The following is a 21,083-nucleotide window of genomic DNA, read 5'->3' on the forward strand; positions in this document are numbered from 1 at the left end:
TCAGATGCGTGTCATCGCGCTCGAAGAGCATTACGCCACAACCGAATTTCTGGAAGGCCCCGGGTACCGGCACGCGTCGCGCCCGGGCTTCGCCGAAACGCTGAGCGACCTCGGCAACGGCCGCATCGCGGCGATGGACGAGGCCGGGGTGGACCTGGCGGTGCTGTCGCTGGCCGCGCCCGGAGTCGAGCAACTGGATCCGGACGAAGCGGTCCGGATGGCCCGAGACTCCAACGACCAGCTCGCCGCCGCGGTGCAGCGGCATCCACATCGGTTGGCGGGCTTCGCCACTCTGCCGACCAGCGCCCCCGACCAGGCGGCCGAGGAACTCGAGCGCGCGGTGCGCGGGCTCGGCTTTCCCGGCGCGGCGATCAACGGGCACAGCCGGGGCCGCTACCTGGACGACCCGTTCTTCGAGCCCGTCCTGGCCCGCGCGGCCGCCCTGGACGCGCCGATCTACCTGCATCCGACCATCCCGCCGGCGGGCGTCATCGAGTCCAGCTACGCCGGCTTCGCCGAGCCCGTCACGTTCGCGCTGGCCACCGTGGGCTGGGGGTGGCACATCAACACCGCCACCCACGCGCTGCGCATGATTCTCGGCGGCGTGTTCGACCGGCACCCGTCGTTGCAGATGATCATCGGGCACATGGGCGAGGCGACGTCGTTCATGCTGCCGCGGTTCGACGCCACGCTGAAACCGGAGCTGACCGGTCTGCAGCATCCCGTGAGTTCCTATCTGCGAGAGAACTTTCACTACACGTTCGCCAACTTCAACGACCACGCGACGTACGCGAACCTGGTGGCGCAGGTGGGGATCGAGCGGGTGGCCTTCTCCGCCGATTACCCGTTCGGGTCGATGGTCAACGCCCGCGCCTTCCTCGACGGCCTGCCGCTGTCCGACGACGAGCGGGCCGCCATCAGCCACCGCAACGCCGAGAAACTGTTGGGGCTGTAGCGCTCCGGTCCGGCGGGTCGGTCACGCGGTGATAAACCTGGGCCATCGGCTCGGTATCGATAGCTGCGCCAGGGCAGCGACTTTCGCCTCTCGGTGCGTAACCTGAGTGCCGCTATTCGAATCGTCTGGGGAGCGGCGGGTGCGGTTTTCGGAGAATGCGCGGCGAAGCCTGGCCGGTGGTTCGCTGCTGCTCGTAGCCCTGGTGGGCGGTTCGGAACTGGTGTCGGGCTGCAGCTCCATCATCGGGGGCCGGCCGGTGGCCTCGCCCGGCGCGGGACCCACCGAACCGTCTTTCCCCACCCCCAGATCCACACCGCCGTCGGCCACCGCCGCGCCGGCCCCTGGCCCGTCCGCCGCGCCGAGCAACCCGACCAACCCGGCGGGCGCCATCCCGCTGCCACCCGACCAGAACGGTTACGTGTTCATCGAGACCAAATCCGGCGTGACGCGCTGCCAGATCAACAAGGACACCGTCGGCTGCGAGGCACCGTTCACCAACTCCCCGCTGCAGGACGGTGAGCACGCTAACGGCGTGAGCATCAACACCGGCGGCAAGGTGCAGTGGGTGCTGGGCAACCTGGGAGCCATCCCGACCGTCACCATCGACTACAAGACCTACGCGGCGCAGGGCTGGACGATCATCGCCAACGCCGACGGCACCCGCTTCACCAACGACCAGACGAAGCACGGCATGTTCGTCAGCGTCGAGAAGGTCAACACGTTCTAGGGGCCTGAAACGCAGCCGTCCCAGACCAGGTCGCCGTCGGGTCGGCGCCGGGCACCCTCCGCGGGGCGGTGCGGACTGAGCCGGCCGTCCGGCATGAGGTGCCGCACGGGCACCCCGCGCCCGAGCACCGCCACGTCGGCGATCAGCCGCCGGTGGCAGCGCCACCAGACGCTCTCGCTGCACATCACCGCCGTGGTGTGCCTGCCCGCGTCGGCCAGGACCTCGTCCAGCGCCGCGCCGAACTCCGGCGTCCGGGTGTATGCGGCGTACGCCCGGAACGCGGCCACCGTCCACCAGCTGTCCGGCTCCGGTTCCCCGGCCGCGATATGCCGCCGCCCGCCGAGGCGGGGCTCCCACCGATAGTCGATGCCGGATTGCGGCAGCCAGGATTCCAGGGCCTCCCGCCGCACGTCCGGATTAGTCCGACTGGCCGGGTATCGCCGCACGTCCACCACCAGCGCAACTCCCGCTCCGGCAAGCAACTCCGTCAGCCGCTCCCGGGCGGCCGCCCCGTGGCCCACGGTCAGCAACACCCGCTCCATACGGACAGCTTGCCCGGGATAGCCGATGGTGCCGACTCGAGAGCGCGAGGTGAATTGATTACCAAGCCTGCGTTAGTAATGTGACCCATGAGCTCGGGAGGGGTGGCGATGCGAACGGGGTCGGTCAGCAGTCGGGCGAGCAGCTGACGACCCCATGCAACTGCAATATCTCAGCATCCCGGCGCTGATCGGCGTGGCCGACGGAAACCCCTGGGCAATCAATGCGAGCCTGCAGGCGGGTAGCCCGTCGCAGATTTCCAACTTGGCCGAGGCGTTTCGTCGCGCCGGCCGATGCACGAAGGAGGCCAACGACGCCTTCGAGCAGGCCCGCACCCGGTTCGAGGCCGCCTGGAACCACCAGAATGGCGATCATCCGATCACCGGCTCCGACGAAGTACAGCGGGTGACGAAAGCCCTTGGCGCGCAGTCGCTGCAGATACCGAAGATCGGTGCGGACCTGGAGAACATCGCCGCGACGTTGGCCGAGGCCCAGAAGACCGCGGCCGGCCAGATCGCGTCGCTGGAAGCACAGCTGCAGAACCTCGACGATCTGATCGGCGAAGCCGACGAGATGGAAGACGACGAGGACCTCAGCCAGGCCGACTTCGATGCGCTGGAAGCGTTTATCGCCAGATGTGAAGACGACGCCGTTGCCGACACCAAAGCCGCCCTGACCCAGCTGCAAGCAACACGCGACGGCTACGCCAAGTCGTTTCAGGACGCGATGGGCACCCTGCATGCAGACGGATATGACTCCGTCGGTCCCCCGGCAGCACCCGCCCCGGCGGGACCCGGCCCGGCGGCCGGCGAACCGCCCGGCGGGGGCCCCAAGTTGACCCCGACGCCGGGGGATGTGGCGATCGCGGGTGCGGGCACGGTGGCCGGAGGTACCGCTGACGGCGTGCGTCAGGCGGCGACCAACCTGATCGCCGAGTCGCCCGGCACAGGTCCCGGAAAGGCCGATCCGGGCTTATTGAAGTGGCTGGAGGATCCGAAGATCGGTGGCGTCGAGATCAAGGGATTCTCCCGTGTCGGCGGGGTGGTTGCCGCGGCCAGCGCGGTGCCCGCCGTCATGTCCGACATCCATGACGGCAACTCGGTCCCGGAGGCCGTCACCCGGGAGGGTGTCGGTGTCGCCGCCGGGCTATGGGCGGGTGCGGAGATCGGCGCAGCGGTCGGATCGGTCGTTCCGGGCGCGGGGACCGCGGTCGGCCTGGTGGTCGGCGCCGGTGCCGGAGCGGTCGCCAGCTACCTGGCATCCAAGGGCGTCGAAGCGGCCTGGCACCCCGTCGCGGATGCGGTCGGTAGTGCGGTGCATGGCGTGGAATCGGTCTTCGGTTTCGGGTAGGGGCCACGTTCGATGCGATTCGATGAGTTTGTGCGGCAGTCCGGCGTCTCGGTGTCCCCGGTCGATCGGTTTGTCGGGTTTGTGGTGGATGTGGGGGTGCCGCGGGGCTGGGAACCCTTCGACTCGGCGGTCGGAGCCCGTGTGTGGATCTGTCGCAGCGATCCGTGCATCGACGTGTTCTGCGCGAACGCGGTGTTGACGATGCATCGTGTCGAGGCCGCTGTGGACCCCGCCGAAGCGTTCGCGATGCTGGTTGAGCAGCAGTTGCAGACGGCGCCGGACTGCAGTGAGCTGCGCCGCGAACTGACCGCCGCCACCGAGGGCGCCGGGATCACCGGATTACTCGCGATGCAGATCGAACACGAACTCGGCACCGTCGACAGCGTGTCACGATCGAGAATCATCACGGCTGAACAGGAGACGCTGATTACGCAATTGACGGTGACCGCGCTGCACGATTCACCGGTGGACAGGACACAGATCCGGCTGAAGGTCCGACCGGGTCCGACGCCGGTCCCCGCGCCCGCCGGCCGGCACCGCGCCCCGGTAATCGCAAAGCGGGACGGTCACTGATGGCCGCTGGCGGGGCGAAGGGCGGTTGGGGGCGGGTGCTGCGCTACTCCTTCGGAGGTTTCCTGTGCCTGGTGGCGGGCGTCAACTTGCTGGTCGGATCGACCTGGTATCTGCCCCTCGGCGGCGCGGTGACCGGCGGCATCATCCTGATCGGGGGGCAGCGCCGGATTTTTCGGCCCGGGGTCAGCCGGGTCGGCGACGAGATCGTCTGCCGCTACATCCCCTGGTACGAGGGCAACGCGTACATCGCGCTTGTGCTGGTCCCGCTGCTGGGCGTCGCCTCCCTTGGGGCGGGGTATGCGCCCGGCAATCCGGCATGGCTTCGATTCACCGGCATCCTCATCTTGGCCGTGACCCCGCTGACCGGGTACGGCATCGTTCGCATGTGGCGGCGCTGCCTCCTCCGCATTACCCGGACGGCGTTGACCGTGCGGTTGGCCGAGCGAAAGAGCGAGTTGACCGAAATCCGGCGTGAGCTGGTCGAGTCGATCGAGCCCAAGCTCATCTCGCAGCCGCGGGGTGGTCGCGCGCTGCAAGTCGCCATTGCTTACCGCCCGCTGGATGACGGCAGTGACAGCGCCAAGACGGTGATGCTCGGGCTGCGGCTGAGCGTCCCACCGGTCAACCTCGTCAACGCACTCATCGCCTGGCGAGACGGCGCCCGCGACGACCCGAGCGAGCTGCTGGATCGGATCGAAGCGATTCTTCGAGGCGGCGCGACGGCTGACGTCTGACGGCTTTAGTCGGATGACTTGTCTAGCAACCGAATTCGTCAGCGCGTGAAGTCTGAAGGCCGGAATTTCCCCTCGGACAGCTTGTTTTCGATCTCCTCCAGGCTCTTCCCGGTGAGGTCGGGCATGCGGAAGAACACGAAGATCCACGCCGCCACGTTGAACAACGCGTAGAGCCACATCGAGGGCCCGACCCCGATCGCATTGATGAGCGACAGCATCGTCAGCGTGATGAGCAGGTTGGTCCCCCACAGCGTCGCCGACTGCACAGCGGTGGCCGCCGGCCGCACCGCCAGCGGATAAGTCTCGGAGCCGGTGAGCCAGCCCATCAGCTGCAGACCGCCGCCATTGAACAGCATGAAGGCAACCAGGCAGATCATGATGTAGGGAATCACATCGCGACCGCTGTCGCTGGTGACGAAGAGCAGGCCCAGCACGAACAGGCTGATCGCCGCACCGGGCACCATGATGAGGGTGAGCCGGCGCCGACCAACCCGGTCGATGATGGCCAACCCGATCAGTTGGGCGATGAGGTACGCCGCACCCAAGCCCACCGACACCTGCAGAGCAACGGACCGGTAAACGCCGTCGTCCGTCAATATGGTCGGCGAATAGTAGATGATCATCTCGATGCCGCTGAGCTGGGTGAACACCGCAATGCCGCAACCCAGGACCAGGGCCGGGCGCACCCAGGCGTCGCGCAGCCCACCCCACCCGCGGGTGCTGGCCGTGCGTTCGACGCGCGCGAGTTCGGTCGCTTCGTCCAGCTCGGCGCTCACGTCGTAGCCCTCGGGCCGGACATGCTCCAACACGGCTCGGGCAGCGTTTCGGTCCTCTTGCTTGATCAGCCAGCGCGGACTTTCCGGCAGGCGCAGCAACAGCCACAGCATGATCGCTCCGGGCACGCATGCGAGTGCGATCGGTGCTCGCCACGAGACCGAGCCGGAGACCCCGACGAGAGTGGCGATGAGCACGCCCACCCCGATGGCAATTTGGAAGCACAGCACCAACCGCCCCCGGTAGGCCGGCGGCGAGAGCTCGGCGACGTACATCGGTGCCGTCTGCGTCGCCCCGCCGACCGCGAAGCCCAGGACCAATCGTCCCAACGACAGCACCACGGCATCGGATGCGTTGGCGCACCACAACGCTCCGACGATGAAGACGACCGCCAGCATCAACAGTGTGCCGCGCCGGCCGCGCAGATCCGATAACCAGCTGCACGTCAAGGCCCCGACGACGGCCCCGAGCAGGATGCTGGCGGCGATCAGCTGCTGCCAGCCCGCGGTGATGTTGAACTCCTGGGTGAGCTGCAACAGAGCCCAGGAGATGACACCGGTGTCGTAGCCGTAGAGCATCCCCGAGATCGCAGCGACGAGCGCGATGACCACGACGGCACCCGTCAGTTGCTTTCCCTCGCCGATGCCAACTGGGCTCTGCGACGCTTCGGCGTCGGCCATACCGGTGACGTCGGAGCGGAGGTGACGAACCCCGGGCTGGTCGGCGGGCCGGCCGGGCATCGTCATCGCTCCTAACCTGTACTCAAAACTTCCTGGTCGCTGGCTGCGGCTTGTCCGATCCCGATGTCATAACCGGTGTCGCCCGCAGTGACCGCGGGTGCCCATAAGTGGCTGGTCTGCCGGGACCCGGCGGGCGCGGCGCGTGCTGCGGGTTTGCCGCCGACTCCATACCGAAGCCGCAAACGAGCCTGGCACGAACTGCACGAAAGTCAAAGTGACGTGTCGAGCATTGGTAATGCACTACAACGCTACCGGCCGGAGACGACCTGAGCAGGTGGGCCGCCCGATCAGAGCTTGGAACCGAGCCCCGCGATCAGATTGATCGTCACCGCCAGGACCACCGCCCCAAGCAGGTAGGACACCAGCGCATGGCGCAAGACCGTCGCCCTGATCGACGCCAAGCCGATCTCGGTGTCCGACACCTGGTACGTCATGCCGACGGTGAAGGCGAGATAGGCGAAATCCCGGAAGCGGGGCGGCTCGGGGTCGTGAAAGTCGATGCCGCCCGGGTCATCCGAGTAGTAGAGCCGCGCGTAGTGCACCGAGTACAGCGTGTGCACCGCCACCCAAGACGCCGCGACGGTCAGGACGCCGACGATGGCGGCCGCCAAGGCCTCATGGCCCGAGCGTGAACCCGCGGCCACCACGTAGCCGACGCCACCCAGGCTCGCCACGCTCGCCGACAGGATGACCGCGTCGGCGACCCACCGGGTCGGATCCTCCCGCGTTGCCCATCGACACGTCTGCTCGGCGTCCATGCCGAGCAGGCTGAGGTGCGTCCACGCGGCATACATTCCGGCGGTGGCGATCCAGCCGGCCAGCGCATAACGCCAACCGACCGTGTTGCCCGTCAGGACAGCGACGGCGACTCCGAGGGCCACACAGACCGATATCCGGACCGCGACCGTGTCTCGCAACAGCTTCACCAGGGAATCCACGAACTCGACCTAACCACCAACGCGTCGCGCAGGGTTGGCATCAGGAGATTGGCAGGTGCGGTCAGTACCATCGGTCCCGTGGCATCCAATGGCCCACGCGACGACTTCCACAATCAGCCGACGCAGCATGGCGACTTCCGTGTGAGCGAACAGCCTCCGACCGGTGAAATTCCGCCGGCCGGTCCCCCGCCGAACCCGCCCGAGGGATCCGAGCAATCCGGCGACGTCGACCCATTCGATCAGGAAGCCGAGCCGACTCCCTGGTATCGCAAGCCCAAAATGCTGATCGCCTGGCTGGTCTCCGTCGTCATCCTGATCGCGTTGATCGTCTTCGGCATCGTCGAGCTCATTCACGGACAGCAGACCGTCCCCCACGTCCCCAAAACGACGACGCCGACAAGCACCACCACCACGACGACAACCCCGCCCACCACCACGACCACCACGTCCTCGCCCAGCAGCACCGCCGAACAGCCGCCGGCTCAGCAGCCGACGCAGCAGCAGCCCACCGGGGGACAGACGCAGCAGCCGACGCATCACCACCATGTGCCGCAGCTGCCGTCGGTGATCACCATTCCCGGGGTGCCGAATCCGGTCACGGTGCCGCCGGGTCTGCGTTAGCGAGTCGGTGGCAGATCCGATCACGGTTCCGCCGCGCACCACCGGCGAAGCCCTACACTCGCTGCAATCCACGGTCGCTACGGTGAGGATCAGCGTGCGACGGCAACGGGACGACTGACACAGGGGTGTAGCAGATGAGCGAGTCGCTCGGGCTATCGATCGGGGTGGCCAACCTGGTTGCCGCCCGCGCGGGCCGCGCTCCGATAACCCGCAGCTCCGTGCTGACCCTGTTCGAACAGCGGCCCACCGAAGTTGGCCTGCCAGAAGAGAATCCGAACCTGACCGAACCCGGCCTGGTGTTGCGCGGGTTCGTCGAACGCGTCGGCGACCGCGCGCCGTTGGTGGCGGCCGACGGCACCAAGTACCTCGGTGCGGCGCTGACGGTCGAGGCGATCGAAGCCATGGCCCGCGCGGTCGGCTACGGGACACCGATCACCATCGCGGTGCCCGCCTACTGGTCCGACGACCAGTTCGCGGCGCTGCGCGAGGAGTTCTTCGCCCAGTCCGACCTGGCGCGCGGCGGGGTGGCGCCGATGCTGGTGTCCGACGCCACGGCCGCGCTCGCGGCGCTGCGGGCCATGCCGGGATTCGGGGCCGACGGCGTTATTGCGCTGTGCGACTTCGGCGCCGGGGGCACCACCGTCACGTTGATGGACGCCAAGGCCGGCTTTGCGCCCGTCGCGCGGGCGACGCGGTACACCGATTTCTCCGGCGACGTGATCGATCAGCTCGTCCTGGATCACCTGCTGGCCTCCGACGTCAGTACCGCCATGCTCGGCGGCACCGCGCGGGTCGGGTCGCAGGCCCGCCTGCTCGGCGCGTGCCGGCGCGCCAAGGAGCAGCTGTCGACGGCCGCGGTGGCCACCATCGCCGGCGCATCCGGCGATGGTGCGCAGTTGTCCCGCACCGAATTCGAGCAACTCATCTCGGCTCCGCTGGACCGTTTCCTGTCGTCGGTCGATGAGTCGTTGCGGCGCAACGCAATTCCGAACGCCAGGCTGAGCGCCGTGGCGATCGCCGGCGGTGGCGCGAACATCCCCATGCTCAAGGCGCGGTTGGGGCAGCGCTTCGGGGTACCGGTGCACAGCACCGCCCGGCCGGCCCTCAGCGCCGCCGTGGGTGCGGCGGTGCTGGGCCCGCATTACGCGTCGGGGATGGCTCCGACCGCCGCGGCCGCCACGGTGGAGACACCGACCGAGATGGTCGGCACCGCCGGGTTCGACATGACCCAGGCAGCCTGGGCGGCCCAGGCCACCGACGTGGATGACGCCCTGGCCTGGTCCCAGGACGCGGACAACGACGAGCCGGTGCCCTACACCGGCCGCGACGCCACCGGCGAGTACGCCAATGAAGCAAGGGAATTCGACGACGCCACGGGCAGCCGTTACGCCGCAGGCCAGGGGAAACTGCCCTGGTACAAACGCACGGCGCTGGTGTTGAGCGTGGCCGGGGCGGGCGCGGCGGTGCTGGTGGCCCTGATACTGGCGATCAACCTGCTGCTCACCAAGTCCACCCCGGCCGGTCCCACGTCGCCGCCCAGCCAACCGCCGCAGACGGTGACCATCACCGGCCCGAACGACAGCACCACCGTCACCGTGATTCCCGCGCCGCCGCCACCCTCCAGCGAGGCGCCGGCCACCACCACGACGCCCGCGCCGGCGCCGACGACCACGACCACGACGGCGCCGCCCAGCACCACGACCACGACCGCCGCGCCCACCACGACGTCGCAGGCGACCACCACCGCGGCGCCGACGACCACGCGCTCGCGGCCCGTCTTTCAACCACCGTTCGGGCGCTGACGAGACGGATTTCGCCCGAACCGCCAAAGGGCCGCGGCAAAGGGTCAATTAACGAAATTTGGTGGTGCTCATCACTCCGACAAACGTCACATCCGGTTAGTGGGTATTAACCAGCAGGCCAGAGGCACCGGCGAACGGCAAGTTAGGGCAGCCTTTCTCGCGCTGTAAGCCGCGAAGATGTAACTATGAGCGGGGCTTAAGCAGGCAAATAAGCACAGGCCGAATTATCTATGCATTGGGGAGACCTTCTGTGACAACGCAGATGCTCATCAGGCTGATCGTGGGCATGGGCATGACGCTGGTCGTGGCCGCACTCGCCGCACGGCGTGTCCTGTGGCTGTTCAAGCTGATCACGTCCGGCAAGCCGGCCCCGGGACACACCGACGAACCCGGCAAACGCGTCTGGGCCGAGCTATCCGAGGTCTTCGGTCAGCGCAAGCTGTTGAAGTGGTCCATTCCCGGCCTGGCGCACTTCTTCACCATGTGGGGCTTTTTCATCCTGCTGACGGTCTACATCGAGGCCTACGGTCTGCTGTTCCAGGACAACTTTCACATCCCGATCATCGGCCGCTGGGACGCGCTGGGCTTCCTGCAGGACTTCTTCGCGACCGCCGTCTTCCTCGGCATCGTCACCTTCGCCATCATCCGGTTGATGCGCAGCCCGAAGGAGATCGGACGCTCGTCACGGTTCTACGGCTCGCACACCGGCGGCGCCTGGCTCGTGCTGTTCATGATCTTCAACGTCGTCTTCACGTACGTGTTCGTGCGCGGAGCCGCGGTCAACAACGGGACGCTGCCCTACGGCAACGGCGCCTTCCTGTCGCAGCTGTTCGGCGCCATCCTGCGACCGCTGGGCCAGCCCGCCAACGAGATCATCGAAACGACTGCGCTGCTGCTGCACATCTTGGTCATGCTGGCGTTCCTCATCATCGTGCTGCACTCCAAGCACATGCACATCTTCACGGCGCCGATCAACGTCATCTTCAAGCGACTGCCCGACGGGCTCGGCCCGCTGCTGCCGCTGGAGTACGACGGCAAGCCGATCGACTTCGAAAACCCGCCCGACGACGCCGAATTCGGTCGCGGCAAGATCGAGGACTTCAGCTGGAAAGCCATGCTGGACTTCGCCACCTGTACCGAGTGCGGCCGCTGCCAGTCGCAGTGCCCGGCGTGGAACACCGGCAAGCCGCTGTCGCCCAAGCTCGTCATCATGGACCTGCGCGACCACTGGATGGCCAAGGCGCCCTACATCCTGGGCGATAAGGAAAGTCCCCTCGAGAGCACACCGGAAGGCGGGGTCGGCGAGGAACTGTCCGGCGAGAAGCACGCCGAGGCACACCACGTGCCCGAGTCCGGCTTCGGCCGCGTCATGGGGTCCGGGCCCGAGCAGGCCAACCGGCCGCTGGTCGGCACCGAGGAGCAGGGCGGCGTCATCGATCCCGACGTGCTGTGGTCCTGCGTGTCCTGCGGCGCCTGCGTCGAGCAGTGCCCGGTGGACATCGAGCACATCGATCACATCATCGACATGCGCCGCTACCAGGTGATGATGGAGTCGGAGTTCCCCTCCGAGCTGTCGGTGCTGTTCAAGAACCTGGAAACCAAGGGCAACCCGTGGGGCCAGAACGCGGCGGACCGCACCAGCTGGATCGACGAGGTCGACTTCGACGTGCCGGTCTACGGCGAGGACGTCGACAGCTTCGACGGGTTCGAGTACCTGTTCTGGGTGGGCTGCGCCGGCGCCTACGACGACAAGGCCAAGAAGACCACCAAGGCCGTCGCCGAGCTGCTGGCCATCGCCGGCGTGAAGTATCTGGTGCTCGGCACCGGCGAGTCCTGCAACGGCGACTCCGCGCGCCGCTCGGGCAACGAGTTCCTGTTCCAGCAACTGGCCGCCCAGGCCGTCGAGACCCTGGACGGGCTGTTCGAGGGCACCGAGACCGTCGACCGCAAGATCGTCGTCACCTGCCCGCACTGCTTCAACACCCTGGGCCGCGAGTACCGCCAGCTCGGCGCGAACTACTCGGTGCTGCACCACACCCAGCTGCTCAACCGGCTGATCCGGGACAACAAGCTGGTGCCGGTCACCCCGGTGTCGCAGGACATCACCTACCACGACCCCTGCTACCTGGGCCGGCACAACAAGGTCTACGAGGCGCCGCGCGAGCTGATCGGGGCCGCGGGCGCGAACCTGACCGAGATGCCGCGCCACGCCGAGCGCAGCTTCTGCTGCGGCGCCGGCGGCGCGCGGATGTGGATGGAAGAGCACATCGGCAAGCGGATCAACCACGAGCGCGTCGACGAGGCCCTGGCCACCGGCGCCGCCACCATCGCCACCGGCTGCCCGTTCTGCCGGGTGATGGTCACCGACGGTGTCAACGACCGTCAGGAAGAGGCCGGTCGCAGCGGCGTCGAGGTGCTCGACGTCGCCCAGATCCTGCTCGGGTCCCTCGAGTACGACAAGGCGACACTGCCGGAGAAGGGCACGGCCGCCAAGGAGGCCTCCGAAAGGGCCGAAGTGCGGGCGGCTGAGGCGCCCAAGGCCTCGACCGCCACGGCGACCGCACCCGCCGAGGCGCCGGCCGAGGAGGCACCCGCCGAGGCCGAGGCCGCCCCGAAGTCCGAGGCCGCCGCGGCTCCGGTCAAGGGGCTGGGCATCGCAGGCGGCGCCAAGAAGCCGGGCGCGAAGAAGGCGGCGGCCGAACCGGCCGGCGAGGCCACCGCGCAGGCGGCCGCCCCCGTCAAGGGGCTGGGCATCGCAGGCGGCGCCAAGAAGCCCGGCGCGAAGAAGGCCGCACCGGCGGCCGAGACCGCCAAAACCGAGGCACCGACCGAGGCCGACGGCGAAGCCAAGGCACCCGCCGCGCCGGTGAAGGGCCTGGGTCTGGCCGCGGGCGCCAAGCGACCCGGCGCCAAGAAGGCGGCCCCGGCCGCCCCCAAGGCCGACGCCCCCAAGGCCGAGGCGACCGCGGAAGCGGCCCCCGCCGCCGAGACCGAGACCGAGCCCGAAGCCAAGGCACCCGCGGCACCGGTCAAGGGACTGGGCATCGCCGCGGGCGCCAAGCGCCCGGGTGCCAAGAAGGCGGCCCCGAAGGCCGAGACACCCAAGGCTGAGGCACCCAAGGCCGAGGCCCCTGAGGCCGAACCGGCCGAGGCTCCCAAGGCCGAAGCCGAGCCGGCGCCGAAAGCGGAGCCGGCAAAGCAGACCGACGGCGACGACGCGCCGCCGCAGCCACCCGTCAAAGGCCTGGGCATTGCCCGTGGGGCGCGTCCCCCGGGTAAGCGCTGACCTGCGTCTTTCACGCTTGACAGCAAATTTCAGTGGACAGTGATGGCACCATTGATGGTGTGACCACCCATCACCTGCCCCTGCACGCATCGGCTCATCACCGGCCGCAACGCAGTTTCGCGCAGTCGTCGAAGCTTCAGGACGTCCTATACGAGATTCGCGGGCCCGTGCACGCGCAGGCCGCGCGGCTGGAGGCCGAGGGGCATCGCATCCTCAAGCTCAACATCGGCAACCCGGCGCCGTTCGGCTTCGAGGCGCCCGACGTGATCATGCGGGACATGATCCAGGCCCTGCCGTACGCCCAGGGATACTCCGACTCACAGGGCATCCTGCCCGCCCGCCGTGCGGTGGTGACCCGCTACGAGCTGGTCGACGGCTTCCCCCGGTTCGACGTCGACGACGTGTATCTGGGCAACGGCGTGTCCGAGCTGATCACCATGACGCTGCAGGCCCTGCTCGACAACGGCGACGAGGTGCTGATCCCGTCGCCGGACTACCCGCTGTGGACGGCGTCGACCTCGCTGGCGGGCGGCACGCCCGTGCATTACCTGTGCGACGAGACCCAAGGCTGGCAGCCCGACATCGCCGACATGGAGTCCAAGATCACCGACCGCACCAAGGCGCTGGTCGTGATCAACCCGAACAACCCGACGGGCGCGGTCTACACCAGCGAAGTCCTCACCCAGATCGTCGATCTCGCGCGCAAGCACGAGCTGCTGCTGCTCGCCGACGAGATCTACGACAAGATCCTGTACGACGACGCCAAGCACATCAACGTGGCCTCGCTCGCCCACGACATGTTGTGCCTGACCTTCAACGGCCTGTCAAAGGCTTACCGGGTGGCCGGCTATCGGGCCGGCTGGCTGGCGATCACCGGGCCCAAGGACCACGCCAGCAGCTTCATCGAGGGCATCAACCTGCTGGCCAACATGCGGCTGTGCCCCAACGTCCCGGCGCAGCACGCCATCCAGGTCGCGCTGGGCGGCCACCAGAGCATCGACGACCTGGTCCTGCCGGGCGGGCGGCTGCTCGAACAGCGCGATGTCGCCTGGACCAAACTCAACGAGATCCCGGGGGTGTCCTGCGTCAAACCCGACGGCGCCCTGTACGCCTTCCCGCGGCTGGACCCCGAGGTCTATGACATCGACGACGACGAACAGCTCGTCCTCGACCTGCTGCTGCAGGAGAAGATCCTGGTCACCCAGGGCACCGGCTTCAATTGGCCGGCACCGGATCACCTGCGCATCGTGACGTTGCCGTGGGCCCGCGACCTGGCGGCCGCGATCGAGCGGTTGGGCAACTTCCTCGTCGGCTATCGGCCGTAAGCGCCCGCGCGGCCGCCTCTACGGTGGAGCGGGTGACGCACTCCCACTCGCACAGCATGCCGTCGGGCCCGTCAGCCGTTGATCCGTTGCCAGCCAGGATTGTCGTCGGGTTGCTGGTCGCGATCGGCGTGGCGGTGGCCGTCGGCGCCATCGTGCTATGGCCCAGCCGACAGCACGTCGACATCCCGATGCCGCTGCAGAACGCGGCCGGCGGCGCGGTGAGCACCCAGGCCGGGCACGTGCTGTCCAGCGGAACGGGCGACTGCGGCAGCCCGTCGGTCAGTCAGGTCCTCACCGGCGCGCCGCAGCGGGCGACGCCGGGCGCGGGACGCTGCGTCTTGACCCAGGTCTCGATCGATTCCGGCCCCAACGCCGGGGCCCAGACGCTGCTGGAGTCCTCCCCCGGCCCCGGCCAGCCGAAATTCGCGGTGGGTGACCACATTCGGCTGGTCCGGCAGGTCGACGACCAGGGCGCCACCAGCTATGCGTTCTACGACTTCGAACGTGGCTGGGCGCTAACCGGTTTGGCGATCGCGTTCGCGGTGGTCATCGTGGCGGTGGCGCGGTGGCGCGGGCTGCTCGCGCTGGTGGGCATCGTGGTCGCGTTCTTGGTGCTGGTGGTGTTCCTGCTGCCGGCGCTGCGCGACGGCGCACCCGCGGTCCCGGTGGCGCTGGTGGCGTCGGCGGCCATCCTGTACGCGGTCATCTACCTCGCGCACGGGGTCAACCTGCGGACCAGCGCCGCGCTGCTGGGCACCCTGTCGGCGCTGCTGCTGGCCGCCGGATTGTCCTGGGCAGCAATACAACTGGCACAGCTGACCGGGCTGTCGGACGAGCAGAACAGCACCGTCAGCGCGTATCTGGGCAATGTGTCGATCGGCGGCCTGCTGCTCGCCGGGTTCATCATCGGGTCACTGGGTGTGCTCAACGACGTGACGGTGACGCAGGCCTCGACGGTGTTCGAGCTCGCCCGCCTCGGCGGCTCGCGGCGGGCGATCTTTTTGGGCGCCATCCGGGTGGGCCGCGACCACATCGCCAGCACGGTCTACACGCTGGTGCTGGCTTACGCGGGTAGTTCGCTGCCGCTGCTGTTGCTGTTCAGCGTCGCCAACCGCTCGTTAACCGACGTGTTGACCAGCGAGAGCGTGGCCATCGAGATCGCCCGCTCTGCGGTGGGCGGCATGGCGCTGGCGATGTCGGTACCGCTGACAACGGCGATCGCCGCGGTGCTGGCCAAACCTACTGAAACCGGCTCCGCTCCAACAGATCCAGCAGATAGCCGCCGTAGCCGGACTTGAGCAGGCTGTGCGCACGCTCGGCCAGCACCTCGTCAGTGATCCAGCCTCGCCGCCACGCCACTTCCTCGGGGACGCTGACCTTCAGGCCCTGCCGTCGCTCCAGGGTACGCACGAAATCGCTGGCGTCCAGCAGCGAGTCGAACGTGCCGGTGTCCAGCCAGGCCGTGCCGCGGGCCATCACCTCGACCGAGAGCCGACCCCGGTTCAGATAGATCTGGTTGACCTCGGTGATCTCGTACTCGCCGCGCGCCGATTTCTTGAGACCCTTGGCGATTTCGATCACGTCGTTGTCGTAGAAGTACAGGCCCGGCACCGCATAGTTGGATTTCGGCGTCTTGGGCTTCTCCTCCAGCGACAGCGCCGTGCCGTCGTCGCTGAACTCGACCACACCGTACGCCGAGGGGTTGGCCACCCAGTACGCGAAAACCGCTCCCCCGCTGATGGATTGGAAGCGGCTCAGGCTGGTGCCCAGCCCCGGGCCGTAGAAGATGTTGTCTCCCAACACCAAAGCCACCGGCTCGTTGCCGATGTGGTCGGCGCCCAGCACGAAAGCCTGGGCCAGACCGTCGGGGTTTTCCTGCGTCACGTAGCTGATGTTGACGCCGAACTGCGAGCCGTCGGCCAGCAGTCGCTGGAATCCCGCCGCGTCGTGCGGGGTGGTGATCACCAGGATGTCGCGGATCCCGGCCATCATCAGGGTGGACAGCGGGTAGTAGACCATCGGTTTGTCGTAGACCGGCAGCAGCTGCTTACTGATGCCCGTGGTGATCGGATGCAGGCGGGTCCCCGACCCGCCGGCCAGGATGATGCCGCGCATGGATAGCTCCTAATGCCTTGATGGGCCTATTCGATGGCGTCGGACTCGGTGAGCTCGGTGGCCGCCAGCGCCGACGCCAAGCTGTCGTGCCGGAACACCGACGTGACGTGGTCACGGACGACGCGAAACGCCAGCGCGTTGGTGGCCTCCCCCGGCCCGTCGGCGCTGCCCAGCTTTTGTTCCACGACGACGACGCCGTCGTGCACATACATCTGACCGAGCTGTGTGGTCGCCCGGTGCGACGAAGCCCACTTGCGCAGCGCCTCGTGGCCCTGAGCGGCGCCGTGCGCGTCGCCGATCTCGATGTCGTCGCTGGATAACGCCGTCAATGTGTCGATGTCGGCGCTGTCGAGGGCGTCGTGCCATGCCAGAACGGTGGCGATCTCCGATGTGGTCATGGTGTGCAAGTTACCGTGCGGCCCCGCGGCTAGAGAGGCGTACGGTCCAACCAGCGCTCCCACACGGCGTCGTCGCCGAACAGCTCGACGCCCGTCTCGGCCAGCGGCCGCCGGCGCAGGATCGCCAGCAGCAGCTCGGTGGCGCCACCGCGCAGCGCGGCGCTGCCCTTGCCGTGCTGGTGCGACCAGACGATCCGGCCCTCCTCGAGGGCGATGGTCCACTCGCCGGCTTCGCCCAGGCCGGGGTCGGTGGCGTGCAGGTGCATTGTGTCGCCCTCCTCGAGCGGAAGCGGCGCCCCCCGGCCGCCCGCCTGGATCGCGACCCGCTCCAGCCACTCGGTGATGCCGTCGGCGGCCACGCCGGGGTCCAGGGTGAATTCGCTGCCCAGCGCGATCGCCGCGTCGGCCCGATGCACCGCGACCTCGTGCAACCGGCGCCGGACCCACCAGTTCGCCGGGCGCGACCCGAGGAACGTCCAGACCGGTGTTTCGACGCCGGTCAGCTCGACGGCGTCGATCAGCCGCTGAGCGCCGCCGTGCAGCCAGGCGATCGCGCCGGCGGGGTCGGGCGGCGGCTTGCCGCCCTCCACCGTGCGCGGGTCGAGGTAGCTGTCGAGTTTGTCGCGCACGATCTGCGCCGCCCAGCGGTCGCCGCGGCCGACATGGCGGAACAGTTGCCGCAGGGTCCACTCCGGGCAGGTGGGCACCGGCGCGGACTCGTCGGCATCCTGAAAAAGCTCCGCGAAGGCCCGGTTCTCGTCGAGGAATGCTCCGGCGTAGTCCACCCGCGTCAGGTTACCCGCCAGACGGTCACCCTCTGCTCCCGCGTGCCTTGCGATGACGATGGCGCGCACTGCAGACTTGGATGCCAGGTTCGTCGAGGCAAGCCGGCCGCCACAATCGCCGAATGCCCTTGTCCCCGAGAGGTGCTCATGCCCGATGACGATGCGAGCCTTCCGGTCGCCCGCACGGCGATCCGCGAGTTCTGGGAGCGTGAGGGCTCCGAGTACGACCAGCGGACCGCGCACGGCATCTCCTCGGAACCCGAACGTCGCCGGTGGGCGGACGCCCTGAGTCCGATCCCCCCGGCGTCGCGGGTGCTCGATGTCGCCACGGGCACGGGGTTTGTGGCGTTGTTGCTGACCGAGCTCGGCCACGAGGTGACCGGCGTCGACGCGTCCGAGGCGATGCTGGCACGGGCGCGCGCCAAGGCCGCCGAGGGCGGGGTGGCCGTCACGTTCGTGGAGGGCGTCACCGAGAAGCTGCCATTCGCCGACGCGAGTTTCGACGCCGTGACGGCCCGACATTTCATCTGGACCGTGCTCGAGCCGGAGCGGGCCTTCGCGGAATGGCGCCGGGTGCTGGCCCCGGGTGGGCTGTTGATCGCCGACGTTTCGCTGAACCCACACGTGGCGGGGCATCACTACGCCGAGGATGTGGCGGCCAGCCTGCCGTTCCGCGAGATCCCCGACCCCGCACCGGTTGTCGACGCGCTGCGGTCGGCCGGGTTCGACGAGGTTGACGTCGAGGTTTCGGACGACGGTGGCGAGTACCAGCGCGCGGTGTTGCGCGCCCGGGCTTGACGTTAGGGTCGCGGGGCGCCCAGGCGGTAGACCCGCCAGCCCGCTTGCTGCCAGCGGGCGACGTCCAGGCAATTGCGGCCGTCGACGATGACGCGGGCGCGCACCCGGTCGGCCAGGTCGTCGGGATCCATGTCGACGAACTGGCGCCACTCGGTGAGCACCAGCACCGCGTCCGCGCGCTCGCAGGCCTCCTCGACCGAGACCGCGTAATTCAGCGTCGGGAAAAGCCGCTGCGCGTTGTCCAGGGCCTTGGGGTCATAGACGTTGACCGCGGCGCCGTTGAGCTGCAGCTGACCCGCGACGTTGAGCGCGGGTGAGTCACGCACATCGTCAGATTCGGGCTTGAACGCCGCGCCGAGCACCGCGACGTTGGCGCCCAGCAGCGAGCCACCGCAGGCCGCGCTGGCCAGTTCCACCATCCGGGTGCGGCGGCGCATGTTGATGCTGTCCACCTCGCGCAAAAACGTCAGCGCCTGGTCTGCGCCCAGTTCGCCGGCGCGCGCCATGAATGCGCGAATGTCCTTGGGCAGGCATCCGCCGCCGAAACCCAAACCGGCATTGAGGAATTGGCGTCCGATCCGGGGGTCGTAGCCGAGCGCATCAGCCAGCAGGCTGACGTCGGCGCCCGCGGCCTCGCATACCTCGGAGATGGCGTTGATGAACGAAATCTTGGTCGCCAGAAAGGCATTGGCGGCCACCTTGACCAGCTCCGCGGTCTGTAGGTCCGTCACCAGGAACGGCACGCCGGCCTCGAGCAGCGGACCGTACAGCTCGCGCACGGCGGCCTCGGCACGCATCGAATCCTCTTTGACCCCCAGCACGATCCGGTCCGGGTGGAGGGTGTCCTGCACGGCGTAGCCTTCGCGCAGAAACTCTGGATTCCAAGCGATTTCGACGTCCACACCAGACGGTGCCAGCGCGGCCGCTCGTTGGTTCAACTCGGCTGCGGTACCCACCGGGACCGTCGACTTGCCAACCAGCACAGCCGAAGTCGTCAGCCGCGGCACCAACGCATCGATGACGGCGTAGACGTGGCGCAGATCCGCGCCATACTCGCCCTTCTTCTGCGGAGTGCCCACCCCGAGGAAGTGCACGTCGGCGAAGTCGGCCGCCATGTCGTAATCGGTGGTGAACCGCAGCCGACCCGCGGCCAGGTTCTCCTTCAACAGCTTTCGCAGGCCGGGCTCGTAGAAGGGGATGTCGCCCCCGGCGAGCTTGGCGACCTTACCCGGGTCGATGTCGACCCCGAGCACGTCGTGTCCCAATGCCGCCATCCCAACCGCATGGGTGGCACCGAGGTAACCCGTGCCAAACACGGTGCATCGCATACAACCGGTGTAGGTGGTCGCCATGAGCTAATTGCATCGCGAGGTTGAGCGGGAGGCAAACGGAAGATGACAGGTGACTGCCGTCAGGCCTCGTGGCGATCGCGAGCGCGGCGCAGCCGGGCGAAGCGGGTCGCCACCATCAGGCCTCGTGGCGATCGCGAGCGCGGCGCAGCCGGGCGAAGCGGGTCGCCACCATCAGGCCTAGTGGCGACCGAAGCCGCCGTGACCTCCGCCGAAGCCGGGGAAGCCGCCGCCGCCGTGGCCACCGCCACCACCGGGGAACCCGGGGAAGCCACCGCCGCCGTGCGGCCCTCCGTCACCGCCGCCGTGCGGGCCGAAGCCGCCTCCGGGCGGTCCACCGAAGCCCGGCCCACCAAGGCCCGGGATCGGCAGCGGAATGGGCACGGGGATCGGCGCCACCGCGGGCGGAGGAGGCGGCGGAGCCACCGGCGCCGGGGCGGGAGCCTCCGGCACCGGAATCGGAGCCGCCGGGGCGGGTGCGGGGGCCTCCGGCGCCGGAGCGGGCGCCTGAGGAACGGCCTCAGGGGCCGGAGCCTCGGGAGCCGGGGCGGGTGCCGCCGGCGCGGGTGCCTGCACGGGGGCCGGCGCCGCGGGAGCGGGAGCCGGCCGGGTGGGCGCGACGACGACGTTCTGGTTCGGGTTCGGCCGGACGCTGGCCGTCGGTCGGATGGCGATGGCCAACGACACCACCAGTGCCACGACGCCGATGACGAAGATTGCCGCCACCGCGCTTCCCACCATCCGGAACGAGCTGCGCTGGTGGTAGTCCGCGTCGACCAGCGCCGTCGCGGCGGTCTGCGAGCCGGTGAAGAACTCATCCGGGTCGTCGGCTACGGCGCTGTACGCGAGTCCGTCCGCGCCGGCCTCGCCCGGGTTTTCAAAGTAGCCCGGCACCACGGCGAGCGGGTTGATCGCGCCGGTCCCGGGATCCTGCGCGTAGGCCAGGGCCGCGGTGGACGACGAGAACAGCGGTGCATGCGCCGACGCCAGCGCCGCGCCACGGGCCAGGGCCGTGTCCGGCTCCTCGGGCGCGCTCAGCGGCAGGGTGGTCGCCGCCTCCAGGGCGGGCTTGATCAGCGGGATGTCGATGCCGGAGCCGACGACGAACACGGCGTCCGGGCGCGTCTGCAGGTTCTCGGCGTTGGACACCATCGCGGCCAGCTGGGCGACCGCCGCCTCGTCGTCGTCGGGCAGGGCCTGCCGCTGAACGTCGGCAATGGATCCGTCCGCGCTGTCGACCACCGCAAGCGTCGCCGAGTCGGGCTCGATGTAG

General features: G+C 68.7%; 19 protein-coding genes and 1 pseudogene. 12 read left to right on the plus strand and 8 right to left on the minus strand.

Going from position 1 to position 21,083, the window contains the following annotated elements; genetic code table 11:
• Positions 1-4 precede the first annotated feature (4 nt).
• Together A5708_RS11925 and A5708_RS11930 are read left to right on the plus strand one after the other, a co-directional pair.
• The gene (locus A5708_RS11925; protein ID WP_065028828.1) at positions 5-955 is read left to right on the plus strand and encodes an amidohydrolase family protein; all 951 of its coding nucleotides are present in this window, start codon (positions 5-7) and stop codon (positions 953-955) included.
• A 169-nt stretch (positions 956-1,124) separates the two neighbouring features.
• Positions 1,125-1,682, plus strand: coding sequence for a hypothetical protein (locus A5708_RS11930; protein WP_419538239.1), 558 nt, complete (start codon positions 1,125-1,127; stop codon positions 1,680-1,682).
• Here the strand turns inward: A5708_RS11930 and A5708_RS11935 are convergent.
• Positions 1,679-2,215, minus strand: coding sequence for a DUF488 family protein (locus A5708_RS11935; RefSeq protein WP_065028847.1), 537 nt, complete (start codon positions 2,213-2,215; stop codon positions 1,679-1,681). The two genes, A5708_RS11930 and A5708_RS11935, sit on opposite strands and share 4 nt — an antisense overlap.
• Positions 2,216-2,378: 163 nt before the next feature.
• Between A5708_RS11935 and A5708_RS11940 the strand changes: the two genes are divergently transcribed.
• Genes A5708_RS11940 through A5708_RS11950 form a run of 3 tightly spaced genes read left to right on the plus strand, consistent with a single transcriptional unit; the run spans position 2,379 to position 4,879 of the window.
• Complete coding sequence (locus A5708_RS11940; RefSeq protein WP_065028829.1) at positions 2,379-3,572, plus strand: hypothetical protein; 1,194 nt, start codon at positions 2,379-2,381, stop codon at positions 3,570-3,572.
• Positions 3,573-3,584: 12 nt separating this feature from the next.
• Positions 3,585-4,145 carry an LpqN/LpqT family lipoprotein gene (locus A5708_RS11945; protein ID WP_065028830.1) on the plus strand — a complete coding sequence of 187 codons (561 nt, stop codon included), beginning with the start codon at positions 3,585-3,587 and terminating at the stop codon, positions 4,143-4,145.
• Positions 4,145-4,879 (plus strand): hypothetical protein, encoded by a 735-nt coding sequence (locus tag A5708_RS11950; RefSeq protein ID WP_065028831.1) that lies wholly within the window; start codon positions 4,145-4,147, stop codon positions 4,877-4,879. The genes A5708_RS11945 and A5708_RS11950 overlap by 1 nt, the downstream gene beginning before the upstream one ends.
• Before the next feature lie 38 nt (positions 4,880-4,917).
• Here A5708_RS11950 and A5708_RS11955 read toward each other — a convergent pair whose 3' ends face one another.
• The gene (locus A5708_RS11955) at positions 4,918-6,333 is read right to left on the minus strand and encodes a sugar porter family MFS transporter (protein WP_065028848.1); all 1,416 of its coding nucleotides are present in this window, start codon (positions 6,331-6,333) and stop codon (positions 4,918-4,920) included.
• Positions 6,334-6,680: 347 nt separating this feature from the next.
• Positions 6,681-7,331: a DUF1345 domain-containing protein gene (locus A5708_RS11960; protein ID WP_065028832.1), complete on the minus strand. Its 651-nt coding sequence runs from the start codon at positions 7,329-7,331 to the stop codon at positions 6,681-6,683.
• 78 nt (positions 7,332-7,409) lie between these two features.
• Between A5708_RS11960 and A5708_RS11965 the strand changes: the two genes are divergently transcribed.
• The 5 genes from A5708_RS11965 (at position 7,410) to A5708_RS11985 (ending at position 15,663) form a co-directional block, all read left to right on the plus strand.
• A complete protein-coding gene (locus A5708_RS11965; RefSeq protein WP_065028833.1) occupies positions 7,410-7,952 on the plus strand; it encodes a hypothetical protein in 543 nt (180 codons plus the stop codon).
• Between the two features lie 134 nt (positions 7,953-8,086).
• Entirely contained in the window at positions 8,087-9,754 is a 1,668-nt protein-coding gene (locus A5708_RS11970; protein ID WP_065028834.1) for an Hsp70 family protein, read from the plus strand.
• Positions 9,755-10,004: 250 nt separating this feature from the next.
• Positions 10,005-13,040, plus strand: a complete 3,036-nt coding sequence (locus tag A5708_RS11975) for a (Fe-S)-binding protein (RefSeq protein ID WP_065028835.1) — start codon at positions 10,005-10,007, stop codon at positions 13,038-13,040.
• Positions 13,041-13,072: 32 nt separating this feature from the next.
• Positions 13,073-14,365 (plus strand): pyridoxal phosphate-dependent aminotransferase, encoded by a 1,293-nt coding sequence (locus A5708_RS11980; RefSeq protein ID WP_065028836.1) that lies wholly within the window; start codon positions 13,073-13,075, stop codon positions 14,363-14,365.
• 32 nt (positions 14,366-14,397) lie between these two features.
• Complete coding sequence (locus tag A5708_RS11985) at positions 14,398-15,663, plus strand: YibE/F family protein (RefSeq protein ID WP_065028849.1); 1,266 nt, start codon at positions 14,398-14,400, stop codon at positions 15,661-15,663.
• On the opposite strand, the gene rfbA is transcribed toward A5708_RS11985, so the two are convergent.
• From rfbA to A5708_RS12000, 3 genes are read right to left on the minus strand one after another with little or no spacing between them, the layout of a single operon-like run.
• Positions 15,605-16,480: a glucose-1-phosphate thymidylyltransferase RfbA gene (gene rfbA, locus A5708_RS11990; protein ID WP_065028837.1), complete on the minus strand. Its 876-nt coding sequence runs from the start codon at positions 16,478-16,480 to the stop codon at positions 15,605-15,607. The genes A5708_RS11985 and rfbA overlap by 59 nt on opposite strands.
• Positions 16,481-16,506: 26 nt before the next feature.
• Positions 16,507-16,878 carry a nuclear transport factor 2 family protein gene (locus A5708_RS11995; RefSeq protein ID WP_065028838.1) on the minus strand — a complete coding sequence of 124 codons (372 nt, stop codon included), beginning with the start codon at positions 16,876-16,878 and terminating at the stop codon, positions 16,507-16,509.
• A gap of 29 nt (positions 16,879-16,907) precedes the next feature.
• Positions 16,908-17,663: a maleylpyruvate isomerase family mycothiol-dependent enzyme gene (locus tag A5708_RS12000; RefSeq protein ID WP_065028850.1), complete on the minus strand. Its 756-nt coding sequence runs from the start codon at positions 17,661-17,663 to the stop codon at positions 16,908-16,910.
• Between the two features lie 147 nt (positions 17,664-17,810).
• Between A5708_RS12000 and A5708_RS12005 the strand changes: the two genes are divergently transcribed.
• Positions 17,811-18,461, plus strand: a complete 651-nt coding sequence (locus A5708_RS12005) for a class I SAM-dependent methyltransferase (RefSeq protein ID WP_065028839.1) — start codon at positions 17,811-17,813, stop codon at positions 18,459-18,461.
• A 2-nt stretch (positions 18,462-18,463) separates the two neighbouring features.
• Here the strand turns inward: A5708_RS12005 and A5708_RS12010 are convergent, their stop codons facing one another.
• Positions 18,464-19,789 (minus strand): UDP-glucose dehydrogenase family protein, encoded by a 1,326-nt coding sequence (locus A5708_RS12010; RefSeq protein WP_065028851.1) that lies wholly within the window; start codon positions 19,787-19,789, stop codon positions 18,464-18,466.
• Between the two features lie 92 nt (positions 19,790-19,881).
• Here A5708_RS12010 and A5708_RS27975 point away from each other — a divergent pair.
• A pseudogene (locus tag A5708_RS27975) lies at positions 19,882-19,982 on the plus strand (2-isopropylmalate synthase); the annotation flags it as partial.
• A gap of 8 nt (positions 19,983-19,990) precedes the next feature.
• Here A5708_RS27975 and A5708_RS12015 read toward each other — a convergent pair.
• Positions 19,991-21,083 (minus strand): hypothetical protein (locus A5708_RS12015; RefSeq protein ID WP_065028840.1); only part of this gene is annotated, 1,093 nt, incomplete at its 5' end.

The organism is Mycobacterium colombiense, assembly GCF_001672755.1.
In the GTDB taxonomy this organism is placed as follows: domain Bacteria; phylum Actinomycetota; class Actinomycetes; order Mycobacteriales; family Mycobacteriaceae; genus Mycobacterium; species Mycobacterium colombiense_C.